We start from the raw sequence: 16,417 nt of genomic DNA on the forward strand, positions 1-16,417 counted from the left end.
TAGATTTACTAATTAATTATAACCTTCGTTTTGTACTAACTTAAATTCACCTTCTGTCTTATCAATTTCTGACTGAGGAATAGGTAAGTACTTCATGTAATCAGCCCATGTACGTGTCGATGAGAATTCAGGAATATCTTCTGTCAGAACAGCGGTATCACCCCAGCGAACGATATCCCAGAAACGAACACCTTCACCAACAAACTCACGACGACGCTCCAGTTTGATATTATCTGTGTCGGCAGCAACAGAACCTAAACCAGCTCTTGATCTGACATCATCCAATGCGCTTTGAGCACTCTTGGCACCAGCAGCTACTCCATGCACCACTTCCAGTTCGGCAATGTTCAGTAATGTTTCAGCATAACGGAAAATACGAACATTGTTCTCGAAGTTAAGGTCAGGCGTATATGGCGCATCATCATAATCTTCACGTGCAGCATACTTGGCCATGAAATAACCCGTATCCTGGAAACGCTCTGTATATGTTCCTTTTGCAAATTGGTTAATCGAACCTGCTAAACGCTTATCTCCAATTTCGAAAATACTAATTAACTCAGGACGTACAGGACCAAATCCCCATCCGCCAACATAGTAATCAGCACCTGATAACAAATCATCACCATTTAACTCGTTAGGCGAGATAAAACGTGGTAAGTTAGTACCAAAACCTGTCCATGCAGCACCCCAGTCTTTACCTTCAGGTAAATGGTTCGCTTCAAAAATAGATCCGCCACCGAATTCTCCGGTACGAGCCCACATTCCGGCATAATCAGGTAAAGAATAACCACCTTCGCTAACAATAGTCTGCATATCAGCCATCACCTCAGCATACTTACCGGCGTCTTTCTGATACATAACAACACGGGCTTTTAACATCATGGCAGCTGCACGCGTTGCACGACCGTCGTTGGCCGAAGTTGTATTCATTGGCAATGCACCTTCAGCAGTGGCTATATTAAGGTCTTCAATTAATTCAGCATAAACTTCATCGGCAGTATACTGACGTGCCATATATGGCTCGTCAAGGTCAGCCTCAAAATATGGAATGTTACCCCAGAATTTCCACAACCAATGTACATAATAAGCTCTCAGGAAGTGAGCTTCGGCTTTATACTGGGCCAACTTATCTTCGTCAACATCTACAGCATTCTCACAAGCGATAATAGCGTTATTCGCACGGCTTAAACCACTGTAATAGATATTCCAAAGACCTGTAGGAACATCATTTGACTCTAAAGAAAACTGAGACAAACGGTATAAAGCAGCCTGGTCACCGGCATCACCACCACCCTTATAAATATCATCAGAACGTAAGTCTGACATCAAAGGCACACTGTTAAACTGAAAATCAGCATAACTATCAAATAAAAGGATTTGATATGTAGCTCCAAGGTTCGACAGAATCGCCCCCTCGGTCGCTGGTCCTCCCGCCTCTTGAGAAGAGGTTGGCTGGACTGTCAGAAAATCATCGCTACACGCAGTAAATCCAATAAGTGCAGCTAAGAATAATGATTTAATATATTTAGTCATAATAAAAATCTTTAGTCGTGATTAGAATGTAATGTTTGCACCAATCGAAATTGTTCTTGACTGTGGGTAGATACCTCGGTCAATACCAATAGTAGTATAATCACCAGAAGCAATTTCAGGATCAAATCCATCGTAATCTGTCAATGTGAATAAGTTCTCACCCATCACATAAATTCTGCATCGGCTGATATAATTGTTCAATACCGATTGTGGAATGGTATAACCTATCTGTAATGTCTTTAATCTCAGGTATGAACCATCTTTAACATACAAGTCTGATGATACCCAGTTATCGTTATGATTTTTAGACGTAACACGAGGAATAGTATTCGATGTTCCTTCGCCGGTCCAGCGATCCAGGATCCATGAAGGACGGTTCATCATTGGAATATCACCCCTTGTTGAGAAGTCGTAGATATCGTTACCAATACTTCCCTGGAAGAAAGCTGTCATGTCGAAACCTTTGTACTCAGCACCAAGGTTAATACCGAATGTCCAGTCTGGCATACCTTTACCAATCTTTGTACGGTCATCTGTATCAATGTCTCCATCACCATCAAAATCAACAAATCTTACATCACCCGGAACAGAGCTTTTTCCGTACATATCATTGTAAGCTGCTGCTTCGGCTTCGTTTTGAAGAATACCATTTGTTTTGTATCCGTAGAAATAAGGGAATACCTCACCATTCTGACCTTTTACAAAATCACCAATACCTGAAGCTCCTGCACTTTCGTATACGATCTCACCTGATGCATTACCCAGGTTAACCAATTCGTTCTTCAGATATGAAGCATTAGCACCGATACTGTATTTAAAGTCACCGATATTATTCTTGTATGAAATTTCGAATTCCAGACCTGAGTTTTCCATATCACCGGCATTGGCAATAGGAGCTCCTTTACCATTATAGCGAGGAATTGGCTGATCCATTAACATACCGTTGGTCTTCTTCACATAGTAATCAAAACCAAATGATAATGCACTGTTGAAGAAACGTGAATCAAAACCAATGTTTAACTGCTCTGACTCTTCCCAGATTATATATGGGTTAGCAATTCGCGACGGACTACTACCATATTGCATGTACTCATCATCACCACTACCAAAGAAGTAGTTCTGGTTACCGTCCATCAAACTGGTATAAGCAAATGCTCCAATGTTTTCGTTACCATTCACACCCCAACTGGCTCTTAACTTCAGGTAAGTGAACCAATTTGGACGACCATCCAAAAATCCTTCGTTAGTTATGTTCCAACCACCGGAAACAGATGGGAAAGTTGCCCACTTGTTTTCAGGACCAAAATTAGATGATCCATCACGACGAACAGTGAACTGAATCATGTAGCGCTCGTCATAGTTATAGTCTAAACGACCAAAGTAAGAAGCTAAAGTTTTAGCAGTTACACCATCAGTTCCCCCTGCTGTACGCTCGTCATCGCGAGGTGCAGTAGCATAATCAATAACAGCTTTACTTGGATCCTCTTCTAACAGATCAAAATCATCACCATATAAATGACGTGACGTATACTCTTGTGCGGATTGTCCAACAAGAACACCTAAATTATGTTTACCAAAAGTTTTGTTGTAACTCAATGTATTTTCAAGCTGCCATGTGAAACCACGGTGCATGTTTGAGTATACAGTACTACGGTCGAAATCTTTACCCTGTGATGCTAAGAAATGTGGGAAACGGTATCCGTCAGTACCCCAGAATGCAAGGTCAACACCATAGCTACTTTTGAACTTTAATCCGTCAAAAATTTCCAATTCTCCCCAGAAGTTCGCTACAATCTTATCTGAATTATCTTCGCTGTTTTCAGGTGCATTTAGCATTGCAACCGGGTTAGCGATTTCCTGGAAACCTGATGGTGGAATAGAAAATACACGACCATCTTTATCAGTTACAGCATGTGGATACTGAGCCAATACAGCATCAGGATCTTCAGCGTAAACAGGAATAGAAGGGTTAAATGCCAATGCACTACCCAGGATAGAACCATATTCAGAGTTGGTTTCAATACCAGAAGAAACAACGCGTGAGTAACCGGCTGTCATACCAACTTTTAAACTTGACAGGAACTTACGGTCGTAATCGAAAGCGTCGTAAGTATTATTGGTACGTACACTATAGCGCTCGAAGTTAGAACGATCGTAGTTACCACCAACGATACCTTCCTGGTTAAAATAACCAAATGACAAGAAATAAGATACTTTTTCACTTCCTCCCTGTAAACTCACCTGGTGGTTTTGAACAGGTGCGTCATAATTAAATGTTTCATCCTGCCAGTCAGTACCAACGCCCGCTGCAGCAATTTCTTCCGGTGTGTAAGGTGCAGAGTTGCCATCATTTAAAGCAATCTCATTCATGATTACCATGTACTCTTCAGCATTTAATACAGAACGCTTTTTCCATGGATTTTGCCATCCGTAAGAAAAATCATAGTTAATGGTTGCTTTTCCTTCTTTACCTTTCTTAGTGGTAACCAATACAACACCATTGGCAGCACGTGCTCCATAAATAGCAGCAGATGCGGCATCTTTTAAAACCTCAACAGACTCGATATCGGCAGGGTTAAGGTAATTAATACCTCCACCAACAGCCATACCATCAACGATGTATAATGGATCACTGTTATTGATAGTACCGATACCCCTGATACGCACTTTTGATTCAGCACCTGGTTGTCCTGAACTCTGTGTAATCTGTACACCCGATACGCGACCTTTTAATACATCTTCAACGCGTGAAGGAGTACTCGCTTCAAGGTCTTCTGCTGAAACGCTACTGATCGCGGCTGTAACAACACTTTTCTTTTGTACGCCATAACCAATAACCACAACCTCATCCAAATCGGTTAACTCTTCTTCCATTACAACATTTATCGTCGCAGAAGAAACTGTAACCTCCTGGGATGTCATACCTATAAAAGAAAATACGATCACATCGCCCATATTGGCCTGTAATGTATAATCACCATCGATAGTAGTAATTGTTCCAACCGTTGTGCCTTTTAAAACAACACTTACTCCGGGAACAGGTACTCCATCAGTACCGGTTACTTTACCCGAAACGGTCATTTCCTGTGCCTGACTTGTGAAGGTCAGTAGTAAGAGAATAATCCCTAATACGTGTTTCATAATAAATGGATTTAAAATTATTTGATGACACAAACTTAAAACCCATTTGTTAATGAATGCTAATATAATAGCCTCACAAAATACTCACTCAACCACACTATTCACCTCATTTTTACCTCACACACCTTTCGCCTATTAACTTATATTGAGGCATTTATAATTTAATAAAACTCCACTTTACTACCACTACTCCCCTCACTTTTAACAAAAACGAACATTAAGGCCTCAAGGTGCATTTTTTAACATTTAAAAACACTTAAAACAACGTCTCTGTAAAGGTTTTTTTGGGGGTCAGGTGGCAAAAAAGTTAAATGGCCCCTATGTACCCGCTTAAATCGTCACCGGATTGTAATCCTAATTTCTGACGCAATTTATAGCGATTGTTTTCTACCGACCTGGTACTAATATTCATTAATGAGGCAATTTCCTTAGATGCCATGCCCATTTTTATATAAGCACACAATTTCTTTTCCTTTTCGGTCAAATCATTATGCTTTTCCAACAAGCGATTAAGAAAGGTATGATGAACCTGTTCAAATTGCTTTTCAAAACTTTCCCAGTTGGTTTCGTTTTCAATATCCTTTCTGATCTTCTTAATCAGGTTATCAATCTTTCGCTCCGCTTCGGCATGTGTTTTAATCCTCTTAATTCGATTTAACTGCCCCTGTAACTCAATCAACAGATCATTTTTCTGAATAATATGCACAGTAAGACCGGCCAACTCATTTTCTTTAAACTTCATTTCACTGCGTAACTTATCGTTACGCATCTTTATCACTTCTTTCTCAGCCCTCAAAGCCTCACTGGTCAGCTGCTCTTCTTTTTCCTGGTAACGCTGTCTGGCCTTTAGCTTTTCTTTTTGACGACTTGCCTCAATGCGCCGGTTAAATACCTGGGTAACAACAAACACAATGATCAGCATTATAACTAAATAACCAATTTTCGCATACATGTGCCTGTGCCAGGGCGGTAATACCTTAAATTGAAAGGTCAGTGGCAAGGACTGTACCCCATAACGATTTCTGGCTTTAACGGTAAAATAATAATCGCCTTCCCTAAGCTTGGTAAATTCGCGCCTGGTTGCTTTGCCCCACGCAGTTGGTTCATCATCAAATCCTGAAAGATAAGTAGAGTATTCCAGATCCTTATCACTGTAAAAAGTAGCGGCATAATCAATTGTAAAGAAGTTTTTCTGGAAAGGATATACCGGCACCTGAGACTGGACATAATCATCACCTTCACCCTGGTGCAGTGTATATTTTAAACTATCGGCCCTCCCTCTGAACATGCGTAAATGAACATTAAAAGGTATACGGAAATTATTATAATCCTGCATCACATAATGGGCATACCCGTCTTCAATTCCAAAAAACACATTCTCTTTATCGGAAACAAAAACTGACTCAAACCCATTGACCAGTTTCTTTTCCAGCGGAATAAATGGCAATGAAATTTTCTTGTACGTACCATCTTCCAGATACCTTAACACTTCTATGTAATCGGTATAAATAAGCCAAAGGTTACCATATACATCTTCTTCTATATTGGAAGGATATTGACCGCTAAAAAAATGGTCAAATTCTTCGAATTGTTCTATGGTTCCACGCTCGGATAAGCGATACATACCACGACTACCAATAATCACCATCTGCTTATTGATTTTGGTGACAGTCACATTATTCGTTTCTGAAAATTCATTGGCAGCATATTGCGTCACAGAAGTAATCGAATTATAATCGGTAGAAAAGGATATGCAGTAAACGCCTTTAAAATCATGAGAGATCCACAGCCGTCCCGTTTGATCCCATTCAATGAAACGGGAAGACTCGATAAAGTCTTCTAAATGCTTCTTAAAAACCCATTTATCATTTTGTTTCTCAAACAGTATCAAACCATTATACGTCCCCGATATCATGAGTTTATCATTATTGGGTACTTTTTTAAAATTCCAGACACCGTTGACCGACGAGGGTGTGATTAAACGGCTTGAATTACCAAGGATCTCGAATACCCCAAGGTTATGACCACATAATAAATTAGTATCATCTCTAAAAAAACTCCATACCTGCCCGTCAGTACCTTTGACCCTTGTAAAGGACGTTCTGTCTTTCAGTGGATTTTTAAATTCCTTATCTGAAATTTTAAAAACGGCCTGATTGGTACCGAAAAACCAGTCATTTCCATAACGCTCCTGTATATAGCCCGTACCAAGGTTATAATACCCCGATATAAATGAAACATTATTATTCAGGCTGATCCTGGCAATTCCATTATCGAGCCCACACCAAACACCGCCTTCTTTATCAACAAAGAGTGCCAGAATGGTATTATTCATCAGCCCCTTATCCTTATCGATCTCCATAACCAGGTCACCATCATTATTGGCCACGATTAAACCGTTTTGAATGGTACCAAACAGAAGAATATCATCACTATAGCGTTCGCCACAAAACACATTGGCATCAATTAACAGTTCATTTACTTCCCCGTCCCAAACCTTTATTTCGTTTAAATCCCAGGTAAACAAACCTTTATTCATTGTGCTGATAAGCATCTCACTTTCAGAAAGAGCAATAATTGAAGACACATTCAACTCTGCCAATTGATCTCCTCCGGATACGGGAAAAATACGCTCACCCCTCACCTCGAGCAATCCTTTTTGTTCATCGTGCACCAATAGCATTTCATTGACCACAAAGCATGATATAAACCTTGAAATACTGGGAATAACAATAGTCTCTTCCCCTTCCTCATGAAGGACAATCCCGGCTTCAGTGTGAAATACTATTTTATCGCTCCATCCGTTGATCGTCCACACATCACCCAGATTTTTCAACTCGTCAGAGTATGCTAATGAATTATAGGTAAATCGATTAGATGAATCATATTCAAAATAACCAAAGTCGTTATTTGTGCCCAAATATATTTTATTTCCAATGCACTTAACACTTCTAACAATGCCGGCATTCATTTCATTGTACAACGACCAGCTGACCCCGTCATATTCCAACAGACCATTATTATTGGCAAAATACATCAGTCCGTCAGAACTCTGTGATACCTTCCAGTTTTGGGTAGCACCTCCATAATGGCGACGGTTAAAATATTCGATTTCAGGAATTCCTAACTTTTGAGCACTAATGATTGATGCCAGCGATAGTATAGTAAATAATAAAATGAGTCGATACATGTGCGCATTATCTTAAGTCATGTGAAGATATAAAAAGAATACTATTGTTACTATTTGTAATGGAAAACATATTGAGATAACGGTATTCCAATAAATTGGACCCAAACCCTGCTTTTGGTGAAAATTGACAAATCAACAGACATTCTAAAGCAAAATATTTACTTGCTAAAACAATAACTATTCAATAACTACTCAATCATAACTCAGTCATATTTTCATCAATTATCATCGAACGAACATCGAACAAACATTGAACGAACATTGAACGAACATTGAACGAACATTGAAGGAACTTGTCCTCTCTTTCACTTTTCTAAAACGTAAAAAAAAGGCTGCTTTCCTCCGTTGAAAGAAAACAGCCTTCATTCGATAAATTAATCGAATCGGGAATTATTCCTATTTACTAATCCTTGTCATATCAAATGTACCAAGGTCCCAGCCCTGGTTTGAGCCTTCGGGATACACAAAGTACACCAGGTTTTTAATTGTACCGAGACAGGCATTATACTGACCATCTTCCAGACTGCGAATCCAGGCGTTCTCATAGTTGGCATCATCAAAAAAGTATTGAGCCGGAATGGAACAACTGGCCTCTTTACGGTCAAAAGCGATTTTTACTTTTTCAGGCACGCCCCATAAACCGGAAACATAAATGGAATAAGGATCGTCTCCGGCAGTAGCTTCCACTTCATATTCATAGGTATTTTGCCAGTAATCAGTTTCTGTTACATGAAAGATTCCGATAAATTCACTTTGATTAAACTCGCAATACTTATACAATTCCAGGTAATAGGCATTCTGAAAATCGGCAACACTCTGATCATTCGCTGCTGTCAGGTTCATTTTTAACAATTGACCGTTTGGCTCTGCTCCGGCATACAGGCAGCGCACCTGCACCTCGCCCAATACCTCTCCCGCCTTAATGGTAATCTGAGGACTTAACAACTCAAAGCCAACTCCCTCTATGGCTGTTGATTCATCTGTATCAACCTGAACGGTAAACTGACGATCAACATCGACCGCTTTGGTAACCCCTACCGGTATGTTCACCAGTGGCTCTGACTCATCCACCAGTACACTACTATTGGTTTCAGTAAAGTGTATCTGTGATGGTCCGTCATATAGTTCAATATTATTTTCCTGACAGGCCCCTAACAGTAGCAGGATCAATAATGGAGCCAGTTTATTCATATAGTTTTTCATTTCCTTCTCTTTAGAATTAATAGCCTTCATTTTGCCTGATGTTTTCATTACCATTCAACTCGGAAGTAGGTATCGGCCACTGCCAACGGTAATCATCAGCTGTAATCAACAGATCATTGGCTGTTGATGTATTAGCCTGTGGTACACGCTCAAAACCTTTGTTATGGCGCTTTAAATCGTACCAGTAAAAACCTTCAAACATTAACTCTCTTTTACGCTCATCGAGAATAAAATCTTTTAGTTCATCTCCTGTTAATGTCACGCGGCTATGGTTGATTATACGTTTTTCAAGCAAAGCACTTATATCATCCTGGGCGGCGTTATCATCATCTTTAAAAGCATATGATTCGGCCCTGATCAGATACATTTCAGCCAGACGCATCGGTTTGGGCATATTCATACCCTGGCTGGTGTACGCCGGATTTGTCGGGTACTTATAGATCAGATGACCTGCCCATCCAAAACCAGTTTGTGTATAGTTTAAATAAGCCGGATAACGAACATCAATTGACGGATTGAAACTGTTAACCCACCATTCGGCCGGAATATAATCGGGCATTGGTAATGTATTGGCATTATTACGGTTGTAAAAATTATAACCGGGAGCAGCACCAAAGTCTGTCGGTGTATAACCCACTTTCCATATTATTTCCGTTCCAGTATCGTTAAGCCACATATTAATAAACGATATACCTTCACTTAGTGCATATGACTCACTATCTATCAGAAGCGTTGAATAAGCAATCGCGCCATCGTAATTTTTCATTTCAAGAAACACACGAGCCAGCAAGCCACGAACAAAATCCTTAGTAAAGATCACATTGTCGTAAAACCTGTTATCACCCAGTAAAACCTCAGCATCTTCAAGGTCGGAAACAATGTTTTTATACACTTCAGCGACAGAGTTTCGCACAGGCGAATCAATCTCATTCACTGTAATATATGGCACCCCAGGATCAGATGATGCAGTTTCATTGTTATAGGCCTTACCAAATAAGCGCACCAGGTTATAGTGCAACAGGGCACGTCCTGCCAGTGCTTCTCCCAATATCCGGTCAAGGTTTTCGGCATCCCCCTCAATGGATGCAATATTATTGATAATGTAATTGGTATTGTAGATCGAAGCATAGTGGTTAGCCCAAACAGAGCCTACTTCAGATGTTCCGGGATTGATTTTCCAGGCATACAGATCGCCCATTTGATTGGTGAATCCTGCCGAAGCCAAGGACGCATCTGTCATTATATCCAGTGTTACACTCAGGTATTTGCCATAGGAAGCCGATGACATAAACCCTGAATACATACCATAGAGAAGTGTTTGTGCATCTTTCTCACTGGTCAGTATATTTTCTTTCGAAGTGCTGTCGTGCGGCTGCTTGTCGAAGAAATCTTCACAAGCTGTCATTGCCAGTAACAACAATACTATTGATGAACTATATATTAGTTTGCGATACATTTTTTTAAACTTTACTTGATGAAACGACTCTTTTTTTCCTCTCTTCATAATCCTTTATTAAAATCCAAGGTCGATACCAAATGTGAATGTTTTCACGTGGGGATACATGTTAAGTTCATTAACACCATAATACTCGGGATCAATACCCTTGTATTTTGTAAATGTTAGCAGATTTTGTCCCTGCGCATAAATTCTTGCACTTCTGAAAAAGCCTGTTCTATCGAGCAGTCGGGGATTTATCGTATATGATATATTCAGGTTTTTCAACCTCAGGAACGAAGCATTTTCCAGCAACCGGGTGTCAAACTGGTTATCCTGATAATCGGGATGCGGATGTCTGGCCTGGTCACCAGGCTCTTTCCAGTAGTCAAGCATATCTGTGCTTTGATTATAGCTCATAAACATTCCCTGGCTCTCGGTAAAAAAGCGGGTGTTATTAACAATCCATTTGTCTGCCATCCATGAGAAGAATGCAGATAACTGCAAATTCTTATATGAGAATGTACCGGTGAAACCGCCTGTTAAAGGTGGCAGATAAACCTTTCCATCCAATAACTGACGATCAGTATCAGAGTATGTATCCGTTACACTTCCATCAGCTCTGTACCAAAGGCCTTTACCAGTTGATTCATCAACGCCGGCCCACTCCGTCATATAAAATGTACCCAATGGTTTGCCAACAGTTATTTTTGTATAGCCCTGGTCTATATCTTCAAGGCCATTATATAATTTCGTTACTTCATTAAGATTATAAGCCATGTTCGCATTCAGATGAACACGAAAATCACGAATACTCAACAGTTCTGCATCAATCTCCAGCTCAATACCCTTGTTGGTCATTTCACCAATGTTTTCCATGCGTCCTCCTGTACCTGTTGTTAATGAGTAAGGAATATAAAACAACATGTCTTTGGTCGTTTCCTGGTAAAGGTCAACTTTCATGCGGTATTTACGCATAAATGCCATATCAAGGGCTACATTAGCCTTTAGCTTGCGCTCCCAGGTTAAGTCATCATTCTGATGCTGGTAAAAGTAAGCTGCACTTTGGTTCATATAAGTACCATAGCCAAAGAGCGCCTGATGCTCGTAATTACCAATATTGTAGTTTCCTGTTTCACCAACACTGGCCCGTAACTTTAACTGGTCGAGCCAGGCAATATCTTTCATAAAACCTTCTTCCTGAATATTCCAGCCAATACCGGCACTCCAGAATGTTCCCCAGCGATTGTTCTGCCCGAAGCGGGATGAACCATCACGACGGATACTCAGATCAACCAGGTATTTGTAGTTATAGCTATAAGCCATATTGGCAAAAAAGGATGCCACTGTGTAATCGTATGCACTACCGCCCCATGAATCAGACTCGGCAGCCACGTTCAAAACCTTTAGATCCTTGGGCAGGTTTTTGGCTCCTACACTGAACGACTGTGAGTTATTACTGATGATCTCCTGTCCCAGCATCACATTGAAATCATGGGCGTCTGCAAGGTTAAATTTGTAAGTCAGCGTATTAGTAGGGGTTAATCTGAAGTTTCGCCTGAAAGCACGGGTTGTTTTTCCGTTTGTGGCAGCTCCCCACTCCGACTCCGGGTGCAGGTAATCATTCAGTGTATAATCATAGAAATCAACTCCTACGTTGGTTTTAAACACCAGTCCTTTTGCCAGTTCAATATCAAAAAACACACCGCCTACGATCTTTAATGTATTGTTAGAGTTATCATTCAGCATCAATTGCTCAATGGGGTTGGCCCATGGCAGACCTTCGTTATTATAGTCCCCGTTTTCGTCGTATGGCTTAAGGTATGGATTTAGCAGACGGGCGGAGAAGATAGGGTTAAAAACGTTGTTACCTGCAGTTATGGTATTGCTGTTGGTTTCATAACCAATGGTCAGGTTTGTTCCCAGCTTGGCCTTCTCTGATATTTTGTTATCCAGGTTTAAACGAAAGTTCATACGGTCAAAATCTGAACGGTACTGAATACCTTCCTGGTAATAATAGCTTCCGGAGATATAGAACTGAGTTTTCTCGTTACCGCCACTCGCCGATATTTCGTGCGATTGTGTAAAGGCATCGCGCAATACGACATCCAACCAGTTGGTATTGGTCTTCATCAGTTCCAGCTTCTCTTCCGGCGTATAGGTTTTCAAGCCTGTCTCTTCTTCATACTGAATCTTTTGCTCAGTATTCATCATTTCAAAATTATCGCGCGCTATTTTGTTAAAACCGTACTGGCCGCGATACTGTATCTTTGTTTTACCTTCCTTATTACCACGCTTGGTTGTGATCACAATAACACCATTACTTGCACGGCTACCATACAGCGAGGTGGCTGTGGCATCTTTAAGGATGGACACATTTTCAATGTCATTCTGGTTAAGAGAGCTAAACTGACCTGCAGTAATCGGAATACCATCCATGATGTACAAGGGATCATTTCCGGCATTAATAGAACTGATACCACGAATACGAACGGTGGCAGCTGAACCTGGTGCACCGGATGAACCTATGGCAATTAATCCGGGCGCTTGTCCCTGCAGTACCTGGTCGAAACTGGCAACAGGTACCTGCTCAATTTTATCGGCCGAAACAACCTCAACCGAACCGGTGTAAGTTCCCTTCTTTTTAATGCCATACCCTGTTACAACCACCTCACCAATAGCCTCTGAGTCAGACTCCATTAGAACGTTAATTGTTTGCTGCCCCCTGATACTCACTTCTTGTTTTTGATAGCCAATAAATGAATATACCAGTGTTTGCGCATCTGCAGGAACCTGAAGATTATAATTACCTTCAAAATCACTTACTGTTCCTATGGTTGTTCCCTTTACTACAATGGTAACACCAATCATTGCTTCTCCGCTTTCCTTGTCTTTTACTGAACCCGTAATTGTAGTCGTTTGCGCCATTAACGGTTGACTAAAGGCAATACAAAGCAAGAGCAGATAAATTAATACATGCTTCATTTCAATTATTTTATAGTTTTTATTTCATAGCTGCCCCTGATAATCATGAGAGCCTGACAGCTTGTCAAACCAGCTTTAAAAGCCTGTAATTACAGAGACAGAATTATAATTAGTATTCTTTAGAATTTTGAATTATCATTTCAGATGACCAACTATTTGATCATTATTGGTATTTCGGTTGTACTATAGTTTAATGCTTTGTCTACCGTTAAAATGCTAAGTATGTAATCGCCCGATTTGATGTCGGCAGGAATGGCCAGCTCAAACAGGAATTGTTCAACGAGACTATCTTCTTTACCTGATAAAGGAAAAGTTTGTGGCACAGGCTCCCATGGATCATCCCATCCACGTGTAGCTTTCAGTCCCTGAGTCAGATAAAAAGTACATTCCTTTAGTTCTACATCATCAGTAAACTCACCGGTAAACATGAGTGTATTGCCTCGTATATAAACAGTATTGTCGGTTGGCAAACTCACTACAGCTTCGGGCGGCATCGTATCCTCCAGCTTGTCTTTTTCACATGCTGCCAACAAAGGCACAAGAAACATGATTCCTATAATATACTTTTTTATCATCGTCTTAGTTTTTTGTCTATAGGGTGGTTTGAAAAACCATTGGTACGTATCAGGTTGTTCAAACACGTTCATTAAATGAAAACTACTCCCTCCGTTGAGGGAGTTGTTTCCGGCATGGGGTTAGTTTTTATTTATCTTGTTTATCAATTGTTTACCTCTTACATCAATGGTTTTAACCACGTAAACACCTTTCGACAGATCAGAGATATGAAGCTGAGTAATATGCTCACCGGTAAGGCTTTTTACCAATACACCTCCAATTGTATATACCTCAACAGACTTAATGGCAATGTCTGATTGAATATTAATGACATCAACTGCCGGGTTAGGGTATATGCGAAGTATATTTTGCTTTTGATTATTTACTGAAGTAGCAACAGGCTCAAGCATCACGGTCGGGCCTCCCTGGGTAGATACATCGCTGGTTAGTTCAAAGGAGATGGTTTGAGTTACAAAGCCATCCATTTCAACGGTAATATCATAGGTACCATGGCGTAAGTCGTTAAAAGTGGCAATACCAAAGCCAAACTCATCATTAAGGGCATCGTTACCTGTTTCCAGTGTCCAGGTATCAACACCATCAGTTACTGTTACAGTCGCGCCACCCAGTAAAGTCGGGTCAATTCCTATGGACGGACCGATTGGTGGTGTTACGGAAGCATCTTTTACAATGACAGGCATGTTCTCGGTAACAGGCTCAAGCATAACGGTCGGGCCTCCCTGGGTAGATACATCGCTGGTTAGTTCAAAGGAGATAGTTTGCGTCACATAGCCATCCATTTCAACAGTAATATCATAGGTGCCATGGCGTAAATCGTTAAAAGTGGCAATACCAAAGCCAAACTCATCAGTAAGCGCATCGTTACCTGTTTCCAGTGTCCAGGTGTCAACACCATCAGTTACTGTTACAGTCGCGCCACCCAGTAAAGTCGGGTCAATTCCTATGGACGGACCGATTGGCGGTGTTACGGAAGCATCTTTTACAATGACAGGCATGTTCTCGGTAACAGGCTCAAGCATCACGGTCGGGCCTCCCTGGGTAGATACATCGCTGGTTAGTTCAAAGGAGATGGTTTGCGTCACATAGCCATCCATTTCAACAGTAATGTCATAGGTGCCATGGCGTAAATCGTTAAAAGTGGCAATACCAAAGCCAAACTCATCAGTAAGGGCATCGTTACCTGTTTCCAGTGTCCAGGTATCAACACCATCAGTTACTGTTACAGTAGCGCCACCCAGTAAAGTCGGGTCAATTCCTATGGACGGACCGATTGGCGGTGTTACGGAAGCATCTTTTACAATGACAGGCATATTTTCGGTAACAGGCTCAAGCATCACGGTCGGGCCTCCCTGGGTAGATACATCGCTGGTTAGTTCAAAGGAGATGGTTTGCGTCACATAGCCATCCATTTCAACGGTAATATCATAGGTACCATGGCGTAAATCGTTAAAAGTGGCAATACCAAAACCAAACTCATCAGTAAGGGCATCGTTACCTGTTTCAAGTGTCCAGGTATCAACACCATCAGTTACTGTTACAGTCGCGCCACCCAGTAAAGTCGGGTCAATTCCTATGGACGGACCGATTGGCGGTGTTACGGAAGCATCTTTTACAATGACAGGCATGTTCTCGGTAACAGGCTCAAGCATCACGGTCGGGCCTCCCTGGGTAGATACATCGCTGGTTAGTTCAAAGGAGATGGTTTGCGTCACATAGCCATCCATTTCAACGGTAATATCATAGGTGCCATGGCGTAAGTCGTTAAAAGTGGCAATACCAAAGCCAAACTCATCAGTAAGGGCATCGTTACCTGTTTCCAGTGTCCAGGTATCAACACCATCAGTTACTGTTACAGTCGCGCCACCCAGTAAAGTCGGGTCAATTCCTATGGACGGACCGATTGGCGGTGTTACAGAAGCATCTTTTACGATGACAGGCATGTTCTCGGTAACAGGCTCAAGCATAACGGTCGGGCCTCCCTGGGTAGATACATCGCTGGTTAGTTCAAAGGAGATGGTTTGTGTTACATAGCCATCCATTTCAACGGTAATATCATAAGTACCTACAGGCAAATCATTAAAGGTTGCAATACCAAAGCCAAACTCATCATTAAGGGCATCATTTCCTGTATCTGCAGTCCAGGTATCAACACCATCAGTTACTGTTACAGTCGCACCACCCAGTAAAGTCGGGTCAATTCCTATGGACGGACCAACCGGCGGTGTGACAGAAGCATCTTTTACAATTACAGGCAGGCTCTCGGTTTGTCCCACCATACTACCAATAGCTAATATGGTAGCCAATAAAAACATTGTAAATCTTTTCATAGTGATCATTTATTAATTAACAAACTG

General features: G+C 41.1%; 8 protein-coding genes. All 8 read right to left on the reverse strand.

Annotated features, from left to right (window positions below; all coding sequences use genetic code 11):
* Positions 1–12: 12 nt before the first annotated feature.
* A complete protein-coding gene (locus ACRD69_RS02055) occupies positions 13–1,533 on the reverse strand; it encodes a RagB/SusD family nutrient uptake outer membrane protein (RefSeq protein WP_430813398.1) in 1,521 nt (506 codons plus the stop codon).
* Between the two features lie 21 nt (positions 1,534–1,554).
* A complete protein-coding gene (locus ACRD69_RS02060) occupies positions 1,555–4,674 on the reverse strand; it encodes a SusC/RagA family TonB-linked outer membrane protein (RefSeq protein WP_430813399.1) in 3,120 nt (1,039 codons plus the stop codon).
* Between the two features lie 307 nt (positions 4,675–4,981).
* On the reverse strand, positions 4,982–7,864 hold the full coding sequence (locus ACRD69_RS02065) for a LuxR C-terminal-related transcriptional regulator (RefSeq protein ID WP_430813400.1): 2,883 nt from the start codon (positions 7,862–7,864) through the stop codon (positions 4,982–4,984).
* 396 nt (positions 7,865–8,260) lie between these two features.
* A complete protein-coding gene (locus tag ACRD69_RS02070) occupies positions 8,261–9,097 on the reverse strand; it encodes a DUF4843 domain-containing protein (protein WP_430813401.1) in 837 nt (278 codons plus the stop codon).
* Complete coding sequence (locus tag ACRD69_RS02075) at positions 9,084–10,571, reverse strand: RagB/SusD family nutrient uptake outer membrane protein (RefSeq protein WP_430813402.1); 1,488 nt, start codon at positions 10,569–10,571, stop codon at positions 9,084–9,086. The genes ACRD69_RS02070 and ACRD69_RS02075 overlap by 14 nt, the downstream gene beginning before the upstream one ends.
* 9 nt (positions 10,572–10,580) lie before the next feature.
* On the reverse strand, positions 10,581–13,487 hold the full coding sequence (locus ACRD69_RS02080; RefSeq protein WP_430813403.1) for a SusC/RagA family TonB-linked outer membrane protein: 2,907 nt from the start codon (positions 13,485–13,487) through the stop codon (positions 10,581–10,583).
* A 152-nt stretch (positions 13,488–13,639) separates the two neighbouring features.
* Complete coding sequence (locus ACRD69_RS02085) at positions 13,640–14,062, reverse strand: DUF4625 domain-containing protein (protein ID WP_430813404.1); 423 nt, start codon at positions 14,060–14,062, stop codon at positions 13,640–13,642.
* 120 nt (positions 14,063–14,182) lie between these two features.
* The gene (locus ACRD69_RS02090) at positions 14,183–16,390 is read right to left on the reverse strand and encodes a T9SS type A sorting domain-containing protein (RefSeq protein ID WP_430813405.1); all 2,208 of its coding nucleotides are present in this window, start codon (positions 16,388–16,390) and stop codon (positions 14,183–14,185) included.
* Positions 16,391–16,417 lie beyond the last annotated feature (27 nt).

The organism is Carboxylicivirga agarovorans (assembly GCF_050589845.1).
GTDB classification, from domain to species: domain Bacteria; phylum Bacteroidota; class Bacteroidia; order Bacteroidales; family Marinilabiliaceae; genus Carboxylicivirga; species Carboxylicivirga agarovorans.

What these genes read in the sequence shown, in the direction of transcription:
- ACRD69_RS02055 (WP_430813398.1), bottom strand. Translation starts at nt 1,533, where the DNA reads ATGACTAAATATATTAAATCATTATTCTTAGCTGCACTTATTGGATTT.
- ACRD69_RS02060 (WP_430813399.1), bottom strand. Translation starts at nt 4,674, where the DNA reads ATGAAACACGTATTAGGGATTATTCTCTTACTACTGACCTTCACAAGT.
- ACRD69_RS02065 (WP_430813400.1), bottom strand. Translation starts at nt 7,864, where the DNA reads ATGTATCGACTCATTTTATTATTTACTATACTATCGCTGGCATCAATC.
- ACRD69_RS02070 (WP_430813401.1), bottom strand. Translation starts at nt 9,097, where the DNA reads ATGAAGGCTATTAATTCTAAAGAGAAGGAAATGAAAAACTATATGAAT.
- ACRD69_RS02075 (WP_430813402.1), bottom strand. Translation starts at nt 10,571, where the DNA reads ATGAAGAGAGGAAAAAAAGAGTCGTTTCATCAAGTAAAGTTTAAAAAA.
- ACRD69_RS02080 (WP_430813403.1), bottom strand. Translation starts at nt 13,487, where the DNA reads ATGAAGCATGTATTAATTTATCTGCTCTTGCTTTGTATTGCCTTTAGT.
- ACRD69_RS02085 (WP_430813404.1), bottom strand. Translation starts at nt 14,062, where the DNA reads ATGATAAAAAAGTATATTATAGGAATCATGTTTCTTGTGCCTTTGTTG.
- ACRD69_RS02090 (WP_430813405.1), bottom strand. Translation starts at nt 16,390, where the DNA reads ATGAAAAGATTTACAATGTTTTTATTGGCTACCATATTAGCTATTGGT.